The sequence below is a fragment of the Rhodobacteraceae bacterium LMO-JJ12 genome (assembly GCA_021555075.1).
Lineage (GTDB): Bacteria > Pseudomonadota > Alphaproteobacteria > Rhodobacterales > Rhodobacteraceae > JAKGBX01.
In genome coordinates this window covers 1,008,937-1,034,087 of the sequence record JAKGBX010000001.1, presented here as the reverse complement: position 1 = coordinate 1,034,087, position 25,151 = coordinate 1,008,937, and the positions used below count along the sequence as shown (strand labels likewise).

22 protein-coding genes are annotated in these 25,151 nt (G+C 58.9%); 6 read left to right on the top strand and 16 right to left on the bottom strand.

All coding sequences use genetic code 11. The features are described 5' to 3' along the window. Positions 1-17 precede the first annotated feature (17 nt). From ribD to LZG00_04880, 15 genes are all read right to left on the bottom strand, one after another. Positions 18-1,088, bottom strand: a complete 1,071-nt coding sequence (gene ribD / locus LZG00_04950; protein ID MCF3593342.1) for a bifunctional diaminohydroxyphosphoribosylaminopyrimidine deaminase/5-amino-6-(5-phosphoribosylamino)uracil reductase RibD — start codon at positions 1,086-1,088, stop codon at positions 18-20. Between the two features lie 20 nt (positions 1,089-1,108). Then, positions 1,109-1,576, bottom strand: a complete 468-nt coding sequence (gene nrdR / locus LZG00_04945; protein MCF3593341.1) for a transcriptional regulator NrdR — start codon at positions 1,574-1,576, stop codon at positions 1,109-1,111. Between the two features lie 210 nt (positions 1,577-1,786). Beyond that, on the bottom strand, positions 1,787-2,200 hold the full coding sequence (locus LZG00_04940) for a secondary thiamine-phosphate synthase enzyme YjbQ (protein ID MCF3593340.1): 414 nt from the start codon (positions 2,198-2,200) through the stop codon (positions 1,787-1,789). A gap of 39 nt (positions 2,201-2,239) precedes the next feature. Beyond that, positions 2,240-2,674 carry a hypothetical protein gene (locus tag LZG00_04935; GenBank protein MCF3593339.1) on the bottom strand — a complete coding sequence of 145 codons (435 nt, stop codon included), beginning with the start codon at positions 2,672-2,674 and terminating at the stop codon, positions 2,240-2,242. 95 nt (positions 2,675-2,769) lie between these two features. Beyond that, positions 2,770-3,306 (bottom strand): DUF4166 domain-containing protein, encoded by a 537-nt coding sequence (locus tag LZG00_04930; GenBank protein ID MCF3593338.1) that lies wholly within the window; start codon positions 3,304-3,306, stop codon positions 2,770-2,772. A 7-nt stretch (positions 3,307-3,313) separates the two neighbouring features. Continuing rightward, positions 3,314-3,781 (bottom strand): DCC1-like thiol-disulfide oxidoreductase family protein, encoded by a 468-nt coding sequence (locus LZG00_04925; GenBank protein ID MCF3593337.1) that lies wholly within the window; start codon positions 3,779-3,781, stop codon positions 3,314-3,316. Between the two features lie 33 nt (positions 3,782-3,814). After that, positions 3,815-5,797 (bottom strand): RNA polymerase sigma factor RpoD, encoded by a 1,983-nt coding sequence (rpoD, locus tag LZG00_04920; GenBank protein ID MCF3593336.1) that lies wholly within the window; start codon positions 5,795-5,797, stop codon positions 3,815-3,817. A 149-nt stretch (positions 5,798-5,946) separates the two neighbouring features. Next, complete coding sequence (gene dnaG, locus LZG00_04915; GenBank protein MCF3593335.1) at positions 5,947-7,947, bottom strand: DNA primase; 2,001 nt, start codon at positions 7,945-7,947, stop codon at positions 5,947-5,949. A gap of 69 nt (positions 7,948-8,016) precedes the next feature. After that, on the bottom strand, positions 8,017-8,319 hold the full coding sequence (locus LZG00_04910) for a hypothetical protein (GenBank protein ID MCF3593334.1): 303 nt from the start codon (positions 8,317-8,319) through the stop codon (positions 8,017-8,019). Between the two features lie 255 nt (positions 8,320-8,574). Then, positions 8,575-9,120, bottom strand: coding sequence for a sarcosine oxidase subunit gamma (locus LZG00_04905; protein MCF3593333.1), 546 nt, complete (start codon positions 9,118-9,120; stop codon positions 8,575-8,577). Then, positions 9,113-12,040, bottom strand: a complete 2,928-nt coding sequence (locus tag LZG00_04900) for a sarcosine oxidase subunit alpha family protein (protein MCF3593332.1) — start codon at positions 12,038-12,040, stop codon at positions 9,113-9,115. The genes LZG00_04905 and LZG00_04900 overlap by 8 nt, the downstream gene beginning before the upstream one ends. Then, positions 12,037-12,309, bottom strand: a complete 273-nt coding sequence (locus LZG00_04895) for a sarcosine oxidase subunit delta (GenBank protein MCF3593331.1) — start codon at positions 12,307-12,309, stop codon at positions 12,037-12,039. The genes LZG00_04900 and LZG00_04895 overlap by 4 nt, the downstream gene beginning before the upstream one ends. 78 nt (positions 12,310-12,387) lie before the next feature. Continuing rightward, positions 12,388-13,641 carry a sarcosine oxidase subunit beta family protein gene (locus tag LZG00_04890; GenBank protein MCF3593330.1) on the bottom strand — a complete coding sequence of 418 codons (1,254 nt, stop codon included), beginning with the start codon at positions 13,639-13,641 and terminating at the stop codon, positions 12,388-12,390. A 331-nt stretch (positions 13,642-13,972) separates the two neighbouring features. Beyond that, positions 13,973-15,478, bottom strand: a complete 1,506-nt coding sequence (locus tag LZG00_04885; GenBank protein ID MCF3593329.1) for an RNA-directed DNA polymerase — start codon at positions 15,476-15,478, stop codon at positions 13,973-13,975. Between the two features lie 361 nt (positions 15,479-15,839). Then, positions 15,840-17,270: a Glu/Leu/Phe/Val dehydrogenase gene (locus tag LZG00_04880; protein ID MCF3593328.1), complete on the bottom strand. Its 1,431-nt coding sequence runs from the start codon at positions 17,268-17,270 to the stop codon at positions 15,840-15,842. A gap of 388 nt (positions 17,271-17,658) precedes the next feature. Here LZG00_04880 and LZG00_04875 point away from each other — a divergent pair, with 388 nt between their 5' ends. From LZG00_04875 to LZG00_04850, 6 genes are all read left to right on the top strand, one after another. Continuing rightward, the gene (locus LZG00_04875) at positions 17,659-19,377 is read left to right on the top strand and encodes a pilus assembly protein (GenBank protein ID MCF3593327.1); all 1,719 of its coding nucleotides are present in this window, start codon (positions 17,659-17,661) and stop codon (positions 19,375-19,377) included. Then, positions 19,374-19,928, top strand: coding sequence for a pilus assembly protein (locus tag LZG00_04870; protein ID MCF3593326.1), 555 nt, complete (start codon positions 19,374-19,376; stop codon positions 19,926-19,928). The genes LZG00_04875 and LZG00_04870 overlap by 4 nt, the downstream gene beginning before the upstream one ends. Further along, positions 19,925-20,518, top strand: coding sequence for a hypothetical protein (locus LZG00_04865; protein ID MCF3593325.1), 594 nt, complete (start codon positions 19,925-19,927; stop codon positions 20,516-20,518). The genes LZG00_04870 and LZG00_04865 overlap by 4 nt, the downstream gene beginning before the upstream one ends. A gap of 304 nt (positions 20,519-20,822) precedes the next feature. Continuing rightward, positions 20,823-22,523, top strand: coding sequence for a pilus assembly protein (locus tag LZG00_04860; protein MCF3593324.1), 1,701 nt, complete (start codon positions 20,823-20,825; stop codon positions 22,521-22,523). Next, complete coding sequence (locus tag LZG00_04855; GenBank protein MCF3593323.1) at positions 22,520-23,086, top strand: pilus assembly protein; 567 nt, start codon at positions 22,520-22,522, stop codon at positions 23,084-23,086. The genes LZG00_04860 and LZG00_04855 overlap by 4 nt, the downstream gene beginning before the upstream one ends. 1 nt (position 23,087) lies before the next feature. Beyond that, on the top strand, positions 23,088-23,636 hold the full coding sequence (locus LZG00_04850; protein ID MCF3593322.1) for a pilus assembly protein: 549 nt from the start codon (positions 23,088-23,090) through the stop codon (positions 23,634-23,636). A gap of 189 nt (positions 23,637-23,825) precedes the next feature. Here the strand turns inward: LZG00_04850 and LZG00_04845 are convergent, their stop codons facing one another. Beyond that, on the bottom strand, positions 23,826-25,091 hold the full coding sequence (locus tag LZG00_04845) for a SulP family inorganic anion transporter (protein MCF3593321.1): 1,266 nt from the start codon (positions 25,089-25,091) through the stop codon (positions 23,826-23,828). Positions 25,092-25,151: the final 60 nt, after the last annotated feature.

Below are 25,151 nucleotides of genomic sequence, written 5' to 3'. Positions count from 1 at the left end.
CCCGGTTAGCCCCGGTCTCAGGCCCGACGCCAGATGTGCAGCACGTCACCGCCAAGATCGCGGGTTTCTGCCAAGGTAAAGCGCGGGGCTGTTTGCAGGTTGGAAAGGCCAAGTGCGCCAATGGCAGGCAGACCTTCGGCGCCGATGGCCAGACCGGCGGTAAAGCCGACCAGTTCATCCACCAGGTCCGCAGCCAGAAGTGAGGCCGCCAGCCCCCCCCCACCTTCGCAGAATACGCGCGTGAGACCAGCCTCGGCCAACGCGCCCAAAACCGAAGTCAGATCGAGTTGCCCACCTGACAGAGCGCAAGGGAAAAGACGCGCACCGATCCCCTCCCAAGCTGAATGCAGCGCCGGGTCAGCGGCCGGACCATGGGCCAGCCAGAGCGGAATGTCCTTTGCTGAACGCGCAAGACGGCTCATCAGCGGCAAGTCGAGGTGGCGCGACACCACGATGCGCACCGGCTGACGATCAACGCCCATTTCGCGCACGGTAAGCGAAGGATCGTCGGCGCGCGCCGTGCCGCCACCCACCATGACGCCGTCATGGCGCGCGCGCATGGCATGCACTGCGCGGCGGGCCAATTGCCCGGTGATCCATTGGCTTTCGCCAGTGGCGGTGGCGATGCGACCATCGAAACTTGTCGCCAGCTTGAGCGTGACAAAGGGGCGGTTCATCTGATTGCGCAGAAAAAACCCGGCATGATCGCGCGCCGCCTCGTTTGAAAGCACGCCGGTGGTCACGGCAATGCCAGCCGCGCGCAACATGGCAAAGCCCTGTCCGGAAACGCGCGGATCATTGTCTTCCAGTGGCGCAACCACCCGCGCGACGCCTGCATCCACAAGCGCCTGTGCGCAGGGTGGGGTTTGGCCGTGATGGGCGCAGGGTTCAAGCGAGACATAGGCCGTGGCACCGCGTGCAGCCGCACCGGCCTGGGCCAGTGCGAGTGGCTCAGCATGGGGGCGCCCGCCCGGAGCGGTCACGCCGCGCCCGACGATGCGGCCATCGCGCACGATCACGCAGCCCACCGCCGGGTTGGGCCACGTGCGGCCCATCCCGCGACGCCCGAGCGAAAGCGCGAGCGCCATGAAGCGTTGGTCGGTCGCGCTCACCCTTCGGGCTTGTCGTCCGGGCGCAGTTCGCTCACGAATTTATCGAAGTCGTCTGCCGCCTGGAAGTTTTTGTAAACGCTGGCAAAACGCACATATGCCACGGTATCGATCCGGGCGAGCGTTTCCATCACGATCGCGCCGATCGCCTTGGAGGGAATATCCGTCTCGCCCATGCTTTCAAGTCGCCGCACGATGCCGGAAATCATCTGATCAATCCGCTCGGGATCAATCGGGCGTTTTTGCATCGAGATGCGGATAGAGCGTTCGAGTTTGTCGCGATCGAAATCTTCGCGTTTGCCATTGGTCTTGATCACCACGAGATCGCGCAGTTGCACGCGCTCATATGTGGTGAAACGCCCGCCGCAGGCGGGGCAAAACCGCCGCCGCCTGATCGCAACATGATCTTCGGCGGGGCGTGAATCCTTAACTTGAGTGTCGATATTTCCGCAAAACGGGCAGCGCATGGCCGGTCCCCTATTATTGTTCTCTGCCTCGGTTGTAGAGTCCGTGCCCCACTTATCCACAGGCACTATAGGATCGCCGCTAGGATTTGGGTAGTAGGCAATTTGAGGCGCAAGATGAAGGAAAGCGGGAATGTTGCGCAAATGCTCCCCCTGTTGCGGATCTGCGCTTTGGGTCAGAGTGATTTTCAAACCGGCCCCTTACCGGTTTTGTCATGCGAGGAAATGCGCCGCCACCACCCGCGTGTGCGGCGCATTTCTATGTTCAAACAGATAGATACCCTGCCATGTGCCCAACATGGGTCGCCCCTGGGTCACCGGAAGGGACAGCGAAACCGGCATCATCGCCGCCTTGATATGGGCGGGCATATCGTCGGGGCCTTCATAAGTGTGAGTCAGGTAAGACATGCGCGGATCGGTCGTGGGTGGAACGAGGCGCGCGAAGAATTGTCGCAGGTCGGTTTGCACCTCGGCGTCGGCATTTTCCTGGATCAGCAGCGAACAGGAGGTATGGCGCACAAAAAGCGTGAGCAGCCCGTCGCCCTCCCCCGAGGTCCAGCGGATCACATCATCGGTGAATTCATAGAGACCCTGACCACGGGTTGGGATTTCAAACTGGGTTTGCATGGCGGCCAGGATGCGCCGTGATCGTGAAGACGACAAGCTCTACCAGGGCCAGCGATCGGAGATTTCGTCATAGACATCGTCACAAAACCCGATTGCGTGGCCGGTGCCCAGATTGAACCCGGTTTTGCGGATCGAAACGGAATAGTCGCCGCCGGTTCCGGGGCGCGGCCCTTGCGAGAGATCGCCAGTGGGCTGGGTGGTGAAGATGACCCCGCGATAGCCCGGTGCGGTCTGGCTGGGGCCATAGCCTTGAGCGATATAGACCCGGTGATTGCCACGCAGACCTTGAACGGAGACGGCGAATTGCGCCGCAGCACACCAGATCTGGCGCGGCCCATCGCTCCCGCTTGCGACGACTTCAAAGCGCCCGGCGCCGGGTACAGGATTGACCGTAAGACCGTTGATGGCGGTGAAGGCCTGAGCCGTGGTGGCCAATAGCGAGGTGGCAAGTGCGGCGGTCAGAATAATGCGCATGGAGTGCCTCCGTTTGTGTGCTGTGCAGTATGTAGGGTGCGCGCCTCGAGAGGCAAATCACATTACAGCAAGCGGGGGGTTATATGGGTATGGGATCAGCCGGAAGCGGGGCGCAGCCAGCCGTGATAGCGGATCAGACGCCCAAGCAAGGGCAGATCGCCCGAGATATCAAAACAAAACCGCCCCTCGGCATCCTGATATTCGCGCGACACGGATTTAGGCAACAGCGCGCGAGGCATCGGCAAGCCAAAAAGAGACATGCGCACCACACGGATTGCAAGGCCCCTGTCACATTCAGATAAAGCCATTGTCAGACAAACAGGGCCGAATTTCTCTTCGACCCCTTGGCGCGTAAGGCGTTGAGATGAGACCATTCTTCGAGCGCCAAATGTTCGGGTCCAAAGACTTTGGCCATCGAGCGTTTCAGTAACCATCCGCAGAGTGATCGCGCGCCCTGCAGGGGGAAACCCTCCCAGACCCAACGCGATGCGAGCCAGCCAACCACGCCGTATTTCGACGTCGCATTGCCCCTCCCAGACATTGCGCCCGGTGCCGTTGTGAAACGCCGCAAGGGCGGGCGCAACGTTGAGGCCATCGCAAGTGATGGCCTGCCAGAATGGATCGCCACTCATCCCCCGGTCATCCGATGACCCCGACCCAGCCCTCGGATAGGAAGCGGGATTTCACCGCTGTATCGGGCATAAGACAGGTGTCATGGCGCCCAAACAGCCGATAGCGATTACGTGCGATCAGGTAATAGGTCGGGTCTTTGATGAATGCCGGAATGAAGCGCAGCGGATAAAAGATTTTCCATGGCCAGCCCAATGCGCGCATCGCATGGGCGAAGGCATCACCGCGTTGGTGGATCTGGCCATTGATGATGACGAGATTGGAATCGAACTCTTGCGTCGGCAAGCCGAGAACATCGTAAAGCTTTGATCCCAAAGGGGATTGCGCCAACGCAAAGGAAAATCGGTGCTGTTTGTCGTGGCGTAAAACAAAGCGAAAGAACCCCGAGCAGAGCACGCAGACGCCATCAAAAACGATAAGGTCGCGCCCCCCAAGGGAAATTTGCAGGTCTTGGGGAAGCGCGGTGATCGGCGTCATTTTGGTATGGTGGGCAGACCGCCCATCCTAGGCTCACTGATCCAGGAAGCTGCGCAACTTGCGCGAGCGGCTGGGATGCTTCAACTTCCGCAGTGCTTTCGCTTCGATCTGGCGGATACGTTCGCGGGTGACGCTGAACTGCTGGCCGACCTCTTCTAGGGTGTGGTCGGTGTTCATGCCGATGCCAAACCGCATGCGCAGCACGCGTTCTTCGCGCGGGGTGAGTGAGGCGAGAACGCGAGTCGTGGTTTCCTTCAGGTTTTCCTGAATGGCGGAATCCAGCGGCAGGACGGCGTTCTTGTCTTCGATGAAATCGCCCAGTTGGCTGTCTTCTTCGTCACCAATCGGGGTTTCGAGCGAGATCGGCTCCTTGGCGATTTTCATCACCTTGCGAACCTTTTCGAGCGGCATTTGCAGCTTCTCGGCCAGTTCCTCGGGCGTCGGCTCGCGACCGATTTCGTGCAGCATTTGCCGTCCGGTGCGCACCAGCTTGTTGATCGTCTCGATCATATGCACCGGAATACGGATGGTGCGGGCCTGATCGGCAATGGAACGGGTGATCGCCTGCCGGATCCACCAGGTTGCGTAGGTGGAGAATTTATAGCCGCGGCGGTATTCGAACTTATCAACGGCCTTCATCAGGCCGATGTTACCTTCCTGAATGAGATCAAGGAATTGCAGGCCGCGGTTGGTGTATTTCTTGGCAATCGAAATCACCAGTCGCAGATTGGCCTCGACCATTTCCTTCTTGGCCTGACGCGCTTCTTTCTCGCCCTTTTGCACCTGATGCACGATGCGGCGGAACTCGGGGATATCGAGGCCGACATATTGACCCACCTGCGCCATTTCGGCGCGCAGTTCTTCCACCTTGTCGGCGCTGCGTTCGATGAACATCTGCCAGCCGCGCCCGGATTTCTGGCCCATCTCTTCGAGCCAGTTGGGATCAAGTTCGCGGTCGCGGTACGCGTCGACAAATTCGCGGCGGTTGATGCGGGCCTGGTCGGCCAGTTTTACAAACGCGCTGTCAATCTGCATGATCCGGCGGTTGATGCCGTAAAGCTGATCAATCAGAGCTTCGATCCGGTTGTTGTGCAGGTGCAATTCATTGACCAGTTCGACGATCTCGGAGCGCAATGTCTGATAGGTATTCTCTTGCTTGTCGGAAAAGCTGTCATCTTCGTTGATCGTGGCCGAGATGCGGCTGTCCTGCATCTCGCTCAGCATGAGGTAATCGTCGGCGATCCGATCAAGCGTTTCCAGAACCCGTGGCTTCAGAGCGGCTTCCATCGCGGCGAGCGACATGTTGGCCTGCTCGTCTTCATCGTCATCGTCGTCTTCACTGGCAATCGGGTTGCCGTCGGCGTCGAGCTCGGGTTGGTTCTCGCCGTCTTTCTTGGGCGCGGTCGAGACATTGGCTGCCTCGACCACTGACGCCTCGTCCTCATCTTCGAGCTGGCCCGAAAAGGTTGTCTCAAGGTCGATCACGTCGCGCAGCAGGATGTCTTCGCTGAGAAGTTCGTCGCGCCAGATGGTGATCGCCTGAAAGGTCAGCGGGCTTTCACAAAGCCCGAGGATCATCGTGTTGCGGCCGGCCTCAATACGCTTGGCGATGGCGATTTCGCCCTCGCGCGAGAGCAACTCGACCGAGCCCATTTCGCGCAGATACATGCGCACCGGATCATCGGTGCGGTCAAGCTTCTCGGCAGTTCCCGAGCCAAGCGTCAGTTCGCCCTTCTGACCTGCGGCCACAAGTTCGGTGTTCTTCTGCTCTTCTTCCTCGGCCTCTTCATCCTCGATGATGTTGATGCCCATTTCCGAAAGCATCGACATGACGTCTTCGATCTGTTCGGACGAAACCTGATCAGGCGGCAGCACCTGATTAAGCTGGTCGTAAGTGATGTAGCCCTTCTCACGTGCCTCGGCGATCATCTTCTTGACCGCTGTCTGGCTCATATCAAGTGACGTTTCCGCTTCTTGGTCGTCGGGCTTGCGATCTTCGGTATCCTTGGCGGCCATGCAGTGCTCCTGGTCGGTCCAACTCCGCAGCGCCGAATCATCGGCTGGCCGCAGTGGGTGATTCGCAGTTTGGCGAATCATGGGGGCTTCATAGTGATTCGGCCACCCGTTTACCCTGATTTCTTTACCTCTTCCTCACCAAAATGCGGTTACCGTTGCGGTTTGGCATGTCCGATCTTGCTGAGAAGCTCTTTGAAGGCGTCGCGTTCCTCGCGATTGATTCGGGCGCCATTGTCCCCTGTTTCGTATTCTGTCTTGTCATCCTGACTACCATGCTCGGCCCGGTTGCGCGCTTCGGCGGCTTGGCCCAAGCGCCAGGTCAACGCCTCGTCCGCCACTTGCGCGATATCGGTTTCGGCCTCAAGCACCTCGGCGCGGCGGGCGCGGCGGGCTTTCAGCTTTCCCAGTTCCTCGCGCACGGTTTGCGCGGCAAGTTCGGTGTCGTGCGGTTTGATCAGCGCGGGCACGATCCTCAGATGCGGCTGGGCGAGGAGTTTTTCAATGTCTGACGGGTCAATTTCCGGCGAAAAGCTGTCGAATTCGCTTTCACTGTGCTCGGCGACGGCGCGCAACAGCGTATCGCGGATCTGGGAAAGGGAGCGATTGGGGGTGTCGAGGCCATAAAGATCGAATTCGAACTCGGGCAGCAGGCGGGGATGGGCCAGCAGCACGGCAAGGACCACAGAGATACGCAGCTGATCAAGTTGATCTTCGTCGGCGGCGGAAAGCATCGAGTGCACGCTTTGTCCGACCAGCGCAGAATGTCGGGTGGAGGTTTCTACCGGCGGTGACTGGTTGAATTTCTGCCCGTATTTCTGGCCAGCCTTCTGGCCGGGCGTCCAAGGTCGCGCAGTGCTGCGACGTGGATTGAAAAGCTGCCAACGCAAGTCCTTGATCGCCTGGCCATAGTGTTGGCGCACCGAAGGATCGCGAACCAGATTTATCTTTTCGCGCAAGGTCTTATCCAGAGCCGCCTTGCGCTCGGGGCTGTCGAAAACCCGACCTTCTGTTTCGCGTTGCCACAACAGCGAAACCATTGGAATGGCAGCGTCAAGAAGGGCGCGCATGGCGCCTGCCCCTTTGGCGCGGATCACATCATCTGGATCTTGCCCCTCAGGCATGAGGGCAAAGCGCAGCGACTTGCCAGCCTCAAGCAATGGCAGGGCGATGTCGATCACGCGCATGGCGGCGCGCAGGCCAGCGGTATCACCATCAAGCGCGATGATCGGCTCGTCAGCGATGCGCCAGAGGAGCGCGAGTTGATGTTCGGTCACAGCGGTGCCAAGCGGCGCGACCGTTGCACCGAACCCGGCCTCGCAGAGCGCGATCACATCCATGTAACCTTCGGCGACGATCAAGGGCGCACCCTTGCCTGCGGCTTCCCGTGCCGGGCCTTGATTATAAAGCGTGCGGGATTTGTCGAACAGAAGAGTTTCCGGCGAATTCAGATACTTGGCGTTGTCCGCCGGGTCCATCGCGCGACCGCCAAAGGCAATGCAGCGTCCCCGTGCATCGCGGATCGGAAAGATGATGCGATTGCGGAACGTGTCATAGGGGCGGCCATTTTCACGGGTCGAGGGTTTGGCCAGACCGCAGGCGAAGATCAGCTCTTCCGAGACCGATTTGGCGCGCAGATGATCCCAGAGGTTTTGCCAGCCATCGGGCGCAAAACCGATCGAGAACTTTTCTTGGGTTTCCTCTTTCAAACCTCTTTTATCAAGGTATTCCCGAGCGTTAGCCGCAGCGGACGTGTGCATTTGCAGGCGGAAGAACTGCACCGCAGCGTCCATCACTTCGGCCAGCTCGGTGCGTTTGTCGGCCTTTTGTTGCGCCTGGGGGTCGCGGGCGGGCATCGTCAAGCCAGATTCGCGCGCGAGAATTTCAACCGCTTCCATGAAGCTGACATTTTCGGTTTCGCGGACAAAGGAAATCGCATCGCCCTTGGCGTGACAGCCAAAGCAATAATAGAATCCCTTGCGGTCATCTACATGAAAAGACGCGCTTTTCTCCTGATGAAAGGGGCAAGGCGCCCACATGTCGCCCTTGCCCTGATTGGACTTGCGCGTATCCCACATGACCTTGCGCCCGACCACCTGGCTAAGCGAGGTTCGGGTGCGCAATTCATCAAGGAAACCGGGGGGTAGTGACATGATAGGGTATCATATCGGCGAACGAGGCGTCACCGCAAGCCGCCAAAGCGTAAAGCCACGATAAGAATTTTACTGTTTGAAATCAGAGCACTGCTGCTTAAAGGCGCCGGAAATGTCCTCTTTCAAATCCTTGCGGTGGAGTGTGTAGACGTAGCCCACAAGGATCGGCACAGAGGGGGCGAGCTTTTCATCAACGCCTTCGAGGATAGCCTCTTTCACCTTTGCCTCGGACTTTCTTTTCTGACGCATTTCAACAGCTTGCGCGACAATTTCGGATTGTGCGGCACAACGCGCCTCGCGTTGTTTATCGGTTTCGGCGAGAGCCGGAAGTGCGGTGACGGTGATCAGGGCGGTGGCGAATAAAAGGCGCATTCGGTCTCTCCGGAGGCAACAGGTTTGAACGTTCTTTTAACCTGCTGGCGCGGGTTGTTCACCTTGAATTTTCGTGAACGGCGCGCGGAGAGAGGACGGAGAGGTTAACGTCACTGCTGCGCGGCAGGGGAGCGGGGGTGATCTGCGGCTGCTGCCCGGCTGACTTGCGTGCACCGCCGCAATGCAGCGTCAGGGGCGACAACACAGGTTAATCCGGCGCGCGGTGGTGGCGTTATTTCTTAACAGGCTGGGTGCTCAGGGGTCTTGCCGCGCGGCAACCATTTGCATCGCGCTTTCAACTTCATGACTCAAAGTTTGTGCCATCGAACGGAACACCATCAGTTGATACCGCGTGGCACCGGTGCGCAGGATCAGACCGCTCATATGGGCGATCTCGGTTCGTGCGGCATGTCCGGTCTTGAAGATCGCGGCGCGCAGGTCGAGCGGAGTGAGCCGGGCCAGCACGTCACGCGCGTCTTGCCCGTCAAGTTGGACGCAGGTCCACGCGTCGCCCTGATCGGTCATCGCGGCGCCGGGGATGGCCGCGAGCGGCGGGCCGAGAACCAGCGCCTGATCCAGCCCGAACCAGACCACGCGCGCGGCGGCCTTGCCGGTGGCACGGTTGGGTTTGGGCAAAGCGGCGTTAATCTGGCTTTTCAACGCGTCGGAAACCGATTTCTGCTGTCCCTTGAAGGGCGCGAGCGAGGTGATCGCGTCGAATGTCAGTTCGCTGAGTGTCACGTTGCCGATGGTGCGCGGCGCCATTGCATTCAGCGGGGTTCTGGCGATGAGATCAGCCACGGGCGCGCCCTCCGTCCGGATCAAAGAAGACAGGATCGCAAACTTCACAGGTGGTCTCAACGCCACGGACATGATCGACCATGCGGATCTCCTCTCCCAACCGGTCGGGGCCCTGTTTCAGGAAAGCCAGACCAATGAAATGGCCCAGCGTCGGCGAGAAGGCGACCGAAGTGACATAGCCCTGATCATTCTCGCGTGTCGCGTCCTCTCCGGCATTGAAGAGATGCGCGCCGGCGGTGAGCTGTTTCACCACGCCGGTGGGTTTGAGGCCGATCAGGCGTTCACGCTCGGGCTCCATCAGGCCGGGACGTTCGGAGGCGGCCTTGCCGATGCAGTCTTTCTTTTGGCTGACCATGGCTTGCAGGCCGACGTCATATGCGGTGGTGCGGCCATGGATTTCGGCGTGGGTGATGAAACCTTTCTCAATCCGCAACACATTGAGCGCCTCCATCCCGTAGGCTCCGCCGCCCATGCCTTCGGCCCGCGACTTCAACAGGCGGAACAGGCTGTCGCCATAGCGCGCGGGAACCGCGATCTCGTAAGCCTGTTCGCCCGAAAACGAGATGCGAAAGAGCCGCGCGGCAAGCCCGCCAAGCGCGACCTCTCCGCAGGCCATGAAGGGGAAGCTCTCGTTGTCGATGGGCTTATCCAGCAGGCGGTTGAGCAGGTCGCGCGATTTCGGACCGGCAACGGCGAATTGCGCCCATTGTTCCGTAACTGACATGATCTGAACGTCGAGATCGGGGCGCAGGCCCTGGCGGATAAATTCGAGGTGACGCATGACCTCGCCTGCGGCGGCGGTCGTGGTGGTCATCAGGTAGTGGGTTTCGCCAAGGCGTGCGGTGGTGCCGTCGTCCATCACATGACCATCCTCGCGCAGCATCAAGCCATAGCGGGTGCGGCCCACTTTGAGCGTCGAGAATGTGCCGGTATAGGCGAGATCGAGGAGTGCGTCGGCATCCGGCCCCTGAATGTCGATCTTGCCCAAGGTGGAGACATCGCAGATGCCAACCGAATTGCGCACATAGCCAATTTCGCGATCGCACGATTGGCGCCACGTGGTTTCCCCCGATGCAGGGAAATAAGAGGGGCGATACCACAGGCCCGCTTCGATCATCGGCGCGCCGGCTGCAAGGGTGGCCGCGTGCGAGGTGGTCAGGCGTTCCGGAGCAAAGCCCTTGCCCGAAGTCCCTGCGGCGATGGCGGCCATTGTGGTGGGCGCATAGGGCGCGCGATACGTGGTGGTGCCGGTCTCAACGATGCTGCGCCCGGTAGCATCGGCAAGGATGGCAAGTGCGTTGACGTTCGAATTCTTGCCCTGATCGGGCGCCATGCCCTGAGTGGTATAGCGCTTCATGTGCTCGACCGAGCCATAGTTTTCGACGGCTGCCTGTTTCACGTCTTTGACGGTCACGTCATTCTGGAAATCAAGCCAGGCGCGCCCCTTGCCGGGAACGGACCAGAGCGGGAAGATGTTGTATTGGGCGTCTTCTGCCTTGGGCAAGGGCGTGTTGGCGGCTTTCAGCCCGAGATGGTCAAGCGCGGCCTGAGCGGCAGATTGCCCCTCTTGCAGCGCGGCCAAAGTGGAAAACGCGCCGTTTGCCGCCCCGGCAGCATCAAGCCCCGGAACCATGCCCGGTTTGGGGATGAAGGCAGCGATATGCTCGCTCCAATCTGGGCGCCCGTTCATGTGGCAGGTGAGATGCAAGGTCGGGTTCCAACCGCCGGATATGGCAAGGCAATCGGCCTGCACCTTCTCGATGCCGCTTGCGGTGGCGATCGAGATGGATTCCAGCCCCTTGCGCCCCTCCGTGCCACAGACCTGACCACGATAGAACGGCAGGTCAAGGTCGGTTTTGGCGCCGGGCCGGCTGTCGATCAGGGCCGAAATGTGGACACCTGCGGCCTGTAGGTCACGGGCGGTCTGATGGGCGCTGTCGTTATTGCCAAAGACGGCGACGGCGCGGCCCGGGCTGACGCCATAACGATTGAGATAGGCGCGCAAGGCTCCCGCCATCATGATGCCGGGACGGTCATTGTTTTGAAACGCGATAGGGCGTTCAAGCGCACCGGCGGCAAGGATGGTGCGCCGCGCCGCGATGCGCCAGAAGGCCTCGCGCGGGGCTTTGCCCGGATTGGCGCGATGCATCGAGACACGCTCGATCGCACTGTAGGTGCCGTGATCATAGGCGCCGGTCACGGCGGTGCGCGGCATCAGGCGGACATTGGGCATCTCGGCCAACGCGGCGACGGTCTCGGCGGCCCATTCGGCGCCAGGCTGCCCCTCGATCTCGTCGCGCTCGGCGTTGAGGCGGCCACCCATAAGCGCATCTTCATCGGCAAGAATTACATCAGCGCCGGCACGTCCAGCCTCAAGCGCAGCCATCAGACCAGTGGGGCCTGCGCCGATGATGAGCAGATCGCAATGGGCAAAAGCGCGCTCATACCTATCATTGCCGGGGTCACGCGACAGCGCGCCCAGACCGGCGGCGCGCCGGATCATAGGTTCGTAGAGCTTTTCCCAGAAGGTGCGCGGCCACATGAAGGTTTTATAATAGAACCCGGCGCCAAAAAACGGTGCCGCGAGATCGTTGAGCGCAAGCAGATCGAAATTCACCGACGGCCAGCAGTTTTGCGAGCGCGCGGCAAGCCCGTCGTAAAGCTCGATCATGGTGGCGCGCAGGTTGGGCTCCTGCCCCGCACCCTGCCCCAGTGTGACCAGCGCGTTTGGCTCTTCGCTCCCGGCGGTCATGACGCCGCGCGGGCGGTGATATTTGAAACTGCGCGCCATGACGCGGATATCGTTGGCGATCAGGGCAGATGCCAGCGTATCGCCCTCAAAGCCCTGATAGGAATGGCCGTCATAGGAAAAGCGGACGGGTTTGGAGCGATCGATCAGACCGCCGCGCGCAAGCCTCATGTCCCGCCCCCCCCTGCATCGCGCGCCAGCGATACATGCTTGATTTCATGGCTGCTGACGTTGCGGATGACAACCAGCCAGGCGGCGCAGCCGCTTTCATGATACCAGAGTTCGCGGGTAAACCCGGCGGGGTTGTCGCGATTGTGCAGATAATCGTTCCAGTCAGCGGCAGGCGCATCCGGCGCGGGGCGGTTGAGCGCCAGAGCGTCCCCCTTATAGGTAAATTCGCGCCGATCACGAGACCCGCAAAGGGGGCAATCAATGCGCATAGCGACCTCTAAGTTGGGGCACCACTTTGATCTTCATCTTGCCAAAAATATCCAAATCCCGTCCTTCCCCCAAGCGCATCAGTGCAAATTGTGCTGACTTCCCGTGCCTTCTTCGTCAATCAGCCCGCGGCCGGTTTCAAACCGGTCAAGCCGGAAGCGCGCAGCATAGTCGTGTGGCGTGTTCGTCGCCATCAGATGCGCCATGCACCAGCCCGAGGCCGGCACCGCCTTGAACCCGCCGTAACACCAGCCGCAATTGAGAAAGAGGCCGTCGATATGCGTGTGATCAATGATCGGCGAACCATCTGGCGACATGTCCATGATACCGCCCCACGAACGCAGCAGCTTGGCCTTGCCGATCATCGGCATCAGGGTCACGCCCGCCTCGATCACATGTTCGGCGGTGGGCAGGTTGCCGCGCTGCGCATAAGACGCATAGAAATCAAGATCTCCGCCAAACACCAAGCCGCCCTTGTCGCTCTGCGAGATGTAAAAGTGGCCCATGCCAAACGTGACCACATGGTCGATACAGGGCTTTAACCCTTCGGTAACAAAAGCCTGCAACACGTGGGATTCGATCGGCAGGCGCATCCCCGCCATCGCGGCCACCTGGCTTGAGCGTCCGGCGGTGATCATGCCGACGCGCCCCGCCTTGATCGCGCCGCGGGTGGTCTGCACGCCGGTCACCTTGCCGTTTTCAACGTCGATGCCGGTGACTTCACAATTCTGGATCAGATCAACGCCGAGCCGGTCGGCACCCCGCGCATAGCCCCAGGCCACGGCATCATGGCGCGCCGTGCCGCCGCGCTTTTGACACAGGGCGCCATAGATCGGGAAACGCTCCTGCTCATAGTTGAGATAGGGCAGGATCTTTTGCACCTCGGCGCGGCTCAGAAGGATGGCATCATCGCCCTGGTTGATCATGGCATTGCCGCGCCGCACGGCGGCGTCGCGCTGAGCGTCGGAATGAAACAGGTTTATCATGCCGCGCTGCGAGTGCATGACGTTGAAATTCAGCTCTTCTTCCAGCCCTTCCCAGAGCTTGAGCGAATGCGAATAGAATTCGGAATTGCCCGGAAGGAAATAGTTGGCGCGCACGATGGTGGTATTGCGCCCGACATTGCCGCCGCCCAGATACCCCTTCTCCAGCACGGCGATATTGGTGAATCCGTGGTTCTTGGCCAGGTAATAGGCGGTCGAGAGGCCATGACCGCCGCCGCCGATAATCACCGCGTCATATTCGGCTTTGGGCGCGGGGTTGCGCCAATGCGGCGTCCAGCCCTTGTTGCCGCTCAGGCCCTCGGTCAGAATTTTCAGCGCGGAAAAGCGCATGTCGGCCCCCAAGATTTATGCTCTGCCAGTGAAGCAAGTTGTGGTCAGAGTATCAATGGGGGAGGCATAGAATTCTGCGATCCCGACAGGAACTGTCCTGTTGGCGACGAGCCGCGCGGTATTTTTGCACAAGGCCGTTGCGCTGGGTGCAAGATCCACCGCTTCGATACGCCTTGTCGCGGCGTCCGCTTGGCGGGACACAACTGCCGTTCGCCTTTCTCGCCGCAATGACCGCTCCCAGCCCGAAGCGGACTTGGCGTTCCACAGGTCGGACGGGAAGCGGTCGTTGGCTGCGGTTTAAGCAAAAGACTGCTATACGATAGCTTCTACATTACGAGAATTCGGCATATTCTCGAAAAAGTGAGAGCTCTTCTGTTTTTGGAACGGGTTCGAGTTCTTCTGGCTTGCTAATGACTATCTTTGTCACATCAAGCGCCTGCACTAACGCTTGATTGCTGATCCAATCGTTGTTCCAGAGTTGCGCCATCTGACCATTAACAATCTGACAAATTGGCTCAAGACTATCGAATTCCACACCAACACCTTTAGCTTTGGTCACGCGCTGGAGCCAAACTTCAAGATGACCATTGTGCGGTATCCGCTCCATCTTTTTAGCTACCTTTTGCCACATCTCAGGGCGATCTTGTTCAGGGGCCAATGAAATAAGTTTGGCAAGGACACCAGACAATGCAGGAAATGCGCTAGGCGAGACCGCTGCGATATCGCAAACTATCGCCACTTGTACACCGAGATCATCGGGCACATCAGTAATGGTCGATATCTTTTGAAACACGCTATCAGCTAGCCGCTTTATAGCTCCAGTGTTCGGGTACAGACGCGCAAAAGCATGGAGGCGCAGAAGCTGCTTTTGGATGGTCTTCGCTTGTGCAATGTCCATGTCTTCGAGCTGAATACCCGCTAACTTTTCAGGCTTTATTGAGCCCTCAACGATATTCGTACTCACCGAAGTCTTTGCAGCCCCAAGCTGCATCCCAACTTTTCTGAGACAGTCACTAATCACCCTTACGATCTCAGCTGCGCGTTGATCGTTCCGCGTGAAAATGCTATAGTCGTCGCGGTACCGCAAGATGTGAAAGTCTTCATCGCCAGAGAGCCGCTCGGTGATCAGATAATCAACGTACGCCAATACCAGTTCGGCGATAATGTCCATCAGAACGGAACCCTGTGTAATTCCGTTCGTTTGCCCATACCGGCTGTTCCTGATGTGGAAATCGACTTGGTTACCAAATAAACTTTTGTCGCTTTGTTTTTCCTTGCCGGTTTCGTACCCATACAGAGCCCAAGGAATGCTGTGCGTATAAAGTGAACCGTAGCAGTTCGACACGTCGGTTTTCAGAAGGTGCGTATATTCCAACGAAAGCTCTAGCGAGCGCTGTTCGTAGCGCAGCCACCAATTCCGAACCTGAACCGCATCATGTTTATCCGCGCCTTCAGACGCCATGGGAAAGCTGGTACATTCCACCGCACCTGCGTGTAGTTCTTTCAAACGGTCCTGAAGTAGCTTCCAGTTCGCGGGCTCGCAGATTATCTGCACCAGCGTCATGTAGATCGCTGGATGAATGAGCTCAAACGGCCGCCACGCAAAGCGACCGTCCTTTGTGCTAAGCAACTCGTAGTTGACGCCTGCCATATCCACGGCTCGTTCCGGTTTGGCCTTTTGAAAAGCGGTGTACGCTTGGCCTCCCATAGCGGCAGCCGTGTCTTTCAGGATCGTCTCAAAGCTAATGTAAGGCGGGAAATCAGACCGAAAGTAACATTCTGGCTTCTCAAGATACGCTTTTGCCGCTGCGGCGTCTAAATCAATAATCCGTGTCATAAATTTTTTCTGCCTTCTTAACTTAAGGCTCTAAATCCGAATCCCCAGTGCGATCTAATCTTGCAATCCAAGCGGGTAAAATCCAATCATTTGTTTTGCTTTTCTGAATCTAGCACCGTTTTTGGAGGTCGACTTTGGTTTTAAGAGTGGTCATCTGCTGTGCCTGACAGGAACGTAATCTCAGGGCCGTTCTCCCGAACTTTGCAAAGTAGCTATCTGCGCACTGCAGCCATTCATGCGATACGAAGCATCGGTTACATTGGCCTCGAAGCCGACTTTCACCATGATGGCCCCCCGGGAAACAAACAAGCTGCATCCGGGGGCGTCGTGGCTCTTGGTGACTTCCAGTATAGCAGCGCCCTCAGAGCCCCTTGGCACGATAGCTGGCGGCGACGCGATCAATCGAGACGAGATAGGCCGCCATGCGCAGGTCCTCGACATCGTCGCGGGTGTGCCAGACCTCGCGCATTGACTGATAGGCGGTGCGCATCGTGTCATCGAGGCCCGAGCGCACCAGTTCAAGCTCGTCTGCGCCGCGCAGATACTTGGACTTGAAGTCCGGCGTCATGCTCCAGGCACCGCCCAGATAACGATCGAGCCGCTCCAACTCGTCGACCACCAACTGGTGACGGGCCTCCTCCTGGCGGCGCTGCATCCGGCCAAAGCGAATATGGGAGAGGTTCTTGACCCACTCAAAGTAGGAAACGGTCACGCCGCCGGCGTTGGCATACATGTCGGGGATGATGACAGTGCCCTTCTTGCGCAAGATCTCGTCGCCGCCCGCGGTGATCGGGCCATTGGCGGCCTCGATGATCAGCGGGGCCTTGATCCGCGCGGCGTTTTGCATCGTGATGACCCCTTCCAGCGCGGCGGGGATCAGGATGTCGCAGTCTTCTTCCAGAATGGTCGCGCCATCGGTGACGTATTTCGCATCGGGGAAGCCCGAAATGCCGCCATGTTTGACCAGCCAGGCATGCACAGCACCGACATCAAGCCCTTCGGGTCTGAACAATGCGCCATCACGCTCAATTATGCCGGTGATGTGACAGCCATCTTCCTCCTGAAGGAACTTGGAAGCGTGATAGCCGACATTGCCGAGACCCTGCACGATTACCCGCTTGCCCTCAAGCTTGCCGTCGAGGTTGGCGATCTTGACATCCTCGGGGTGGCGGAAGAATTCGCGCAGGGCGTATTGCACGCCGCGCCCGGTTGCTTCGACCCGCCCGGCAATGCCGCCGGCGTTCAGCGGCTTGCCGGTGACACAGGCGCGGGCGTTGATGTCGGTGGTGTTCATGCGGGCGTATTGATCGGCGATCCAGGCCATCTCACGCTCGCCCGTGCCCATGTCGGGGGCGGGCACGTTCTGCGACGGGTGGATCAGATCGCGCTTGGCCAACTCATAGGCGAAGCGGCGGGTGATGAGCTCAAGCTCGTATTCGTCATATTCGCGCGGGTCGATGCACAGACCACCCTTGGAGCCGCCAAACGGGGTTTCCACCAGAGCGCATTTGTAGGTCATCAGCGCCGCCAGCGCCTCGACCTCGTCCTGATTGACCGACAGGGCATAGCGGATGCCGCCCTTGACCGGTTCCATATGTTCGGAATGCACCGAGCGATAGCCGACAAAGGTCTGAATCTGGCCGCGAAGGCGCACCCCGAAGCGCACCGTATAGGTGGCGTTGCAGACGCGGATCTTCTCCTCAAGTCCCGGCGGCAGGTCCATGATCGCCACGGCTCGGTTGAACATCAGATCGACGCTTTCGCGGAAACTCGGTTCTTTGTTGGTGCTCATTGATGCGGTGCGCCTCCTCGCGCGTGTAACCTTGCGAGCGTCGACTCGCTCGCGTCCTCCGGGCAAAGTCTCGCAGGTTCGCAGAAAATGGCAAACAACCCTTTCGATTGGGTTCACACAACATTGCATTCACAAGAGTCGCTTTGAGGCAGAATCGGGGCGCGTCAGGGGCCGGAGCCTCTTTTGCTTGGAGCGGATTCGTTTCAAATTGTAGCCGAATTGGAAACATCCAGGCCGGGACCGACTTATTACTGGAAAATCAGCAACAAAGGCACGGTTTTTCCCAAATTTTCGCCCAATTTTAGCCATTTTTGAGAGGGAGAAGAGAGTCGGTGGAATGTGTGGGTGTGGGGCCCGGTCAAAGCGACCAAGTGGGAAGGTGAAACCAATGACAAGCCACGCATCGTCGGAGCTTTTCCGCGAAGAATTACCCGTGGGCGAGAGCCGTGAAATGCGCCCCGCGCATGGGTTGTTGTCTGGGTCTTCGTTTGAATATGCCCAACAGCTTGCCCGCCGGTATACCTTTGGATTCATCCGCGACGAGAGCGGCGTGATGGTGTTCTTTTCGATCTTCCTTTTCGTGATCATCCTGTTGGTGGCCGGGATCGGTGTCGATCTGATGCATTTCGAGATGAAACGCACCCAGTTGCAAAACACGCTTGACCGCGCCGTTCTGGCCGCCGCCGACCTGCAACAGCCGCTCGACGCGGCCGCCGTGGTGCAGGATTATATCGACAAGGCCGGGATCGACGCGACGCTGACTGGCGCGCCGCAGGTCACGTCGGAAATCAATTTCAAGAGCGTTCAGGCGAATGCGTCGCTGACCGTGCCGACGCAATTCATTCATATGGTGGGAGTCGACAATCTGGTTGCCCCTGCCGCCGCCGCCGCGGAAGAAGCTATCGACGGCATCGAAGTGGTGATGGTTCTGGACGTGTCCGGCTCGATGGGATGGAACAACAAACTGGTGAACCTCAAGCCGGCGGCGCGCGAGTTTGTCGATACCATTCTGGGCCTGGCCCAGGTCGGCGATGTGACGATTTCAATCGTGCCATACAACACCCAGGTGAATGCCGGTGAGGCGCTTTTGTCGCATTACAACGCCTCGACCGAGCACAGCTATTCGCATTGCGTGGATTTCGACGCTGCCGATTTCGACACCACCGCGCTGAGCCCAGAGCAGGCGCTGAACCGGACCGCGCATTTCGATCCGTGGGGCAGTTCCGAGCGCGCCTTCCCGCCGGTGGCGACAGCGGCGCAGGGCGGGTTGCAGCAACCCGTCTGTCCGACCACCGGGTTTTCGGAAATCATGGTGATGAGCAACAACGCGACGCAGTTGCACAACAAGATCAATTCGTTTCAGGCCGGCGGCAATACCTCGATTGATGTGGCAATGAAGTGGGCCACGGCCCTGGTAGATCCCGGCACCCAGCCCGTGATCAGCGCAATGATCGAAGATGGCGATGTGTCGAATTTCAACGCCGGGCGTCCGGTGTCGTTTGACGAACCTCAGGTGCTGAAGGTGATCGTGGTGATGACCGATGGCGAGAACACGTCGCAATACCAATTGCGCGAAGATCGCCGCAGCGGCTTTTCGGATGTCTATTACAACGCCGATGCCGACCGCTATTCGATCCGCATCGGGAGCACGCCCAACGAATATTTCTGGGTGCACAACAGCACATGGCGCGATCATGCCTATGGTGAGGGCACGAATGAAAACGGCAGCGCGCAGCGTCTGACTTACCCTGAGCTTTTCGCCTTCAACACGTTGAAATACAACCGCAGCCACAACTTTCAACCGGCCTATGTCAGTCTTTATGGCGGTGCCGGAGCGGGCATGGCGGCGAATGACTGGTATAACAATCTGCGCCAATACGTTCCGGCAGGGGCCAAGGATAACCGCCTTCAGGCGATTTGCTCGCAGGCCAAGGACAACGAAGTGATGATCTATTCGATCGGCTTTGAGGCCACGACGAACGGCGAGAACCAGATGCGCGCCTGCGCCAGCACCCCGAGCCACTTCTTTGACGTGAACGGTGTGGAAATCTCGAGCGCGTTCCAGGCCATCGCAGCGTCGATCGCCCAACTGAGGTTGACCCAATGAGCACTCTATTTGCAAGAAGCGGCGCCGCGCTGCGCCAATGGTGGAAGGGTGAGAGCGGCTCTGCCACGGTGGAATTCGCCATCATGTTCCCCTTCTATATTACGCTGCTCCTGTCGTCGGTCGAGTTGGGCATGGTCCATTTCCGCCACTCGATGCTGGAACGCGGGCTGGATATGGCGGTGCGCGACATTCGTCTCGGCACCGGCACGAACCCCAGCCATGACGACATCAAGGACGCAATCTGTGAGTATGCCGGCGTGTTGCCGCAATGCGATGCTAACCTGCGGCTTGAAATGATCCTGGTGGATCCGCGTGACTATGTTGCGCCCCCCGCATCCGCCGATTGCATCGACCATTCCGAAGAGTCCAACCCGATGCGCAGCTTTGAGCATGGCGGCTCAAACGAGTTGATGATGCTGAGGGCCTGCTATGTGTTCTCGCCGATCTTTCCAACCGCCGGGCTGGGCTATCAGATGGCAGAGAACAGTGACGGTGCCGGCAATGTTGCCATGACGGCCGCTTCGGCCTTTGTTCAGGAGCCGCGCGGATGACCTTGCACAAAACCCTCAACGGATTGCGGGCGTTTGCAGCCCGTTCGCGGGCGCGGATCGCCGGATTTTCACACGACTCGCGCGGCAGCATCACGGTTGAGGCCGTGATCATGCTGCCGATACTGCTGTGGGCCTATTGCGGGCTTTACACCTTTTTTGATGCCTACCGGCAGACTTCGATCAACCACAAGGCAGCCTATACGATCTCGGACATGCTGTCGCGCGAAACGGACCCGCCGATTAACGCTGAGTATCTCGACAACGTCTACTCGATGCTGGACTTTCTGACCCGCTCAAGCAACGAACGCCGCCTGCGGGTCACGGTGGTGCGCTATGATCAGGACAACAACCAGCATTATATCGAATGGTCGCAAGTGCGTGGCACCATCGGCGCGCTGAGCGATGGGGATGTCAGCACCCTGGCGAGCCGTCTGCCGACGATGGTGGATGAAGAGCAACTGGTGCTGGTGGAAACCTGGACCGACTATGACGCGCCGTTCAATATCGGGCTGAACAACAAGACGATCAGCACGTTCGTGTTCACGCGCCCGCGATTTGCACCGCAACTGCTGTTTGATCCTGCGGCCTGACCCGTCGCGCCAGGCCCCGCGAACGAAACAAGGCCGGTCGCAAAGGCGAAGAACGTCGACAACCCACGGCAAACACATGAAGAACCCGGCCGCCAAGGCCGGGTTTTTGCGATTGCCGCAGAGGAAGCCGCCGCAATTGCGCCACGCCCGCGTCTTAAAGCGGCCCCGAGCATCCAACAAATGCACCACAAATTGACCGCAAACATCACTGTTTCGCCCAAATATCGACACGCCCGCCCCGCATAAACACCATTGGGGACACCTCGCACTGAATTCTTACGCGAGATAGCAAGAGAGTGGGACGATGTTGAAACACGTTCAGACAAAAACCGACGAGAAGATCAAAAACAAGCCCGTTCAGGCCCGCGGCGCACGCTTGCGCCAGATGGAAGATCGCGTTCGTGCGTTTCGCGATGAAGAGAGCGGAGTTCTGGTTTTCTTCGGTGTCGGCCTTATGCTTATGATCCTGTTGATCGGCGGTATCGGCGTCGATTTGATGCGGTTCGAATACACCCGGACATCGCTTCAAAACACACTTGACCGCGCCGTTCTGGCAGCGGCTGACCTTGACCAGACGCTCGATGCGCAGGGGGTGGTGGAAGACTATTTCGCCAAATCCGAAATGTCGCAATACCTGTCGTCGGTGACGGTCGATCAGGGGCTGAACTATAAGGAAGTGTCTGCCACTGCAGAGATCGATATGACGACGCAGTTCATTCACATGATGGGCATCGACTCGCTGGCAGCCCCGGCAGCCGGCACCGCAGCCGAAAGCGTCGACGGTGTGGAAATCTCGCTGGTGCTCGATATGTCCGGCTCGATGGGGTCAAACAACCGGATGTCCCACCTCAAGTCTGCGGCCAAGGAATTTGTCACAACCATGCTGAATTCCGGCCCGGTGGGCGATGTCTCGGTTTCAATCGTGCCCTACGCCACCCAGGTGAACGCAGGCGAAAAACTGTCCCAGCATTTCAACCTGACCAGCGAACACTCCTATTCTGATTGCGTGAACTTCTACTCGAATGATTTCGACAGCATCCCGATTTCCACGGAGGATGAACTCGAGCGCACCGGCCCGTTCGACCCCTGGTATCGGGTGGAAAGCAACCTGCGACTGCCGATCTGTCCTGAGCGTTCCAGCTCGAAGATCATGGCTTATTCGCTGAGTGAAAGTGACCTGCACACCTATATCGAAGGCTTTGAGCCCGCCGGTAACACCTCGACCGATATCGGCGTCAAATGGGGTGCGGCGCTGCTCGATCCGAGCATGAATGCCGTTGTCACCGAGATGATTGCCGATGGTGATGTGGACAACCTCTTCTCCGAACGCCCCGTGGCTTATGACGAAGGCGCGCTGAAGGTGCTGGTGGTGATGTCGGACGGTGAGAACACCGCGCAATACTATCTCGACGACGACTATCGCGATGGCAACACCGATGTGTGGTACTATGAGGGCGATCATGACGGCGATGGCGATATTGAACGCGTCTATTCGGTCAAGTCGGGCTCGACCTATTACTACAAGCGCCCGACCGACTGGAGTTACAGCAGCCAAGCCTATACCAATTCAGCCTGGTTCTATGTGTCATCAGGAAACTACTGGGGCGGGCAGGTCTATTACGGCTCGCAACCTTTCATGGGCAACGACTCGAACCGGCTGACCTTCCCCGAGCTGTTCCATCAGGCCTCGAATGAATGGATCGCCTACGAGCTGTATTCAGGCATCTGGAGCAGCAATTACGCTAACAGCTATTGGCGCAGCTACGCCTACAATTATGTCAGCGGCAGCACCAAGGACAACCGGATGGACGACATCTGCGACGCCGCCAAGGACGCCGGGATCATTATCTTCTCGATCGGGCTGGAGGCACCGTACCATGGTGAGGCGGTTCTGGAAAACTGTGCAAGCTCGCAAGCTCACTTCTTTGATGTGGACGGGATCGAAATTGAGGATGCCTTTATCTCGATCGCCGCGTCGATCTCGAAACTGAGGTTGGTACAATGAGACCGCATGATGGATTGGGCGCGCGCATCAAGCGTCTGTGGCCCGGCAATCTGACACGGCTGTGGCGCAAAGAGGAAGGCTCGGTGACGGTAGAGTTCGTGATTGTCTTCCCGTTCTTCATCGGGCTTTTCCTCAGCTCGGTCGAGTTGGGCATGATCACCCTGCGCCACACCATGCTGGAACGCGGTTTGGATCTGGCAGTGCGCGATATTCGTCTGACCACCGGTGCAGCGCCGCAGCATGACGCCATCAAGGATGCCATCTGTGAAACTGCCGGGTTGATTCCCAACTGTTCCTCAAGCCTGCGCCTGGAGATGGTTCAGGTCGATCTGCGCAACGCAGTGTCATTGGACGAGGACGTGGACTGTGTCGACAACTCAAAACCGGTGGAACCTGTGCGTTCCTTCGTCAACGGGCGTGAGAACGAAATGATGATCCTGCGTGCCTGTGTGAAATTCGACCCGTTCTTCCCGACCACCGGCTTGGGCAAAAAGCTCACCACCGATGGCGCCGGCCAAAGCGCGCTTGTTGCAATGGCGGCCTTTGTTCAGGAGCCCGAATAAGATGTTGAAGACATTCAAAATGCGGCTGGCGGCGTTTCGCGACGATTGTGAAGGGGTCGTGGCGGTCGAGGCGGTCATGATCTTTCCCATGGTCATGTGGGCTTTCATGGCGATGTTCGTCTTCTTTGAGGGCTATCGGCAGACCTCGATCAGCCACAAGGCGGCCAATACCATCGCCGACATGCTGTCACGCGAGACGGCGGACATCACGGAAACCTACATCGACAACACCAAGGATCTGTTCGATCTGCTGGCACAGGCCACCAACGATACAAAGATCCGGGTGTCGGTGGTGAAATGGGCCGATCGGCATGATTCCTTCCGGGTGGAATGGTCCAAGACGAGAGGCTCGGGGATTACCAATCTTTCAAATGACGACATGGTCGAAATGGAATCCAAGCTGCCCACGGTGCCAAATCAGGAGCGCATGGTGCTGGTCGAAACCTGGAGTACCTTTGAACCGTCCTTGAAGGTTGGGCTGGACGATCAAGAGATCAAGACATTCGTCTTTACCCGCCTGCGCTTTGCCCCACAGCTGAAATTCCCCTGATCAAAGCTGAGGTAGCGACGCAAGCCTGAAGCGTTCAGGTTTAATCAAGAAGTCCGGTCGCAGATATGCAGGCGGGCTTTTTGTCATGGTGGCCGTCGGGCGTGCACGCGCGGAAAAAGGGCGCTGCCAGAATGTGGCGACCATTGCGTTTTGAGGCCAGTGCGTGAGCGGGGCTTATCGCGAAACGCTTTAGTGGTCGCGCGGGGTCCAATCCTTTTCGATGCCAACATCATGGCGGCGCAACCGCAGCGCGAGGCCGACCGAGACGCCAACGCCGATGGCGACGGTCAGATCCGCAAGCACCGTCAGAACCAGTGTCAGGACAAGCAGAATCCGATCAGACATGCGCGTCTGCATATAGCCGCGCCACTTGTGCGGCTCGCTCATGTTCCACGCGGTCAGGATCAGCAGCCCGGCCAGCGCCGGCATGGCCAGATAGCCCGCCAGCGGTGCCGCCAGCAGCATGATCAGCAAAATGGTGAGCGCATGAACGATCCCGGCGACGGGGGTCTTGCCGCCCGCGCGCACATTGGTGGCCGTGCGCGCAATCGCCCCGGTGGCAGGCAGACCGCCGAACAGCGACGAGCCGATATTGGCAAAACCCTGCGCCAGAACCTCGGCGTTTGGCCGGTGATGGCCGCCAATCATCTTGTCCGCCACCATCGCCGAGAGCAGCGATTCGATGCTGGCCAGGAACGCGATGACAATCGCCGAGGGCAGCAATTCGGCGAGCCGCGCCAGAGTGATTTCAGGAAAGGCAGGCATGGGCAGCGTGCTGGGCAAGGCACCAAAGCGCGAGAAGATCGTATCGACCGGCAGCGCAGTGAGGGCGACAAGCGCCGAGGTCAGACCGACGGCAACGATAAGACCCGGCATTTTCGGCGCAAGCCGACGCAGCCCTACGATCAGGACCATGGTCACAAGTCCGATCCCGAGCGAGGCCAGGCTGAGGCTGTCGCGCGCCGCCCAGAGCGCTTCGATCTTGGCAATGAATTCGGCGGGAACCTCGTCTATCGACAGGCCAAAGAGATCCTTGAGCTGGCTTGTGGCGATGATGATGCCAATGCCGATGGTAAACCCGTTGATCACCGGCTCGGGCACATAGGCGACAAGATTGCCCGCCCTGAGAAACCCCGCGACCAGCATGATCAGCCCCGCCATGAAGGTCGCAAGCACCAGCCCGTCATACCCATATTGGGCAATGACCCCAAAGACGACAACAATGAACGCACCCGTCGGCCCGCCGATCTGCACCCGGCTACCGCCAAGAAACGAGATCAGGAAGCCCGCAACGATGGCCGTCACAAGCCCCTTGGCGGGGTCGGCGCCAGAGGCGATGGCGATGGCAAGGCTCAACGGCAGGGCGACCATCGCGACACTCACGCCTGCGATCAGGTCACTGGTGAATTGTTGGCGATCATAAGTCGCCAGAGTCGTCAGAATTTTAGGCTTCATGGGATGAGCTACGCCCTATGGGGCGGGGAGTTCAAGCAAGATTTGACGGTACCCGGCAAG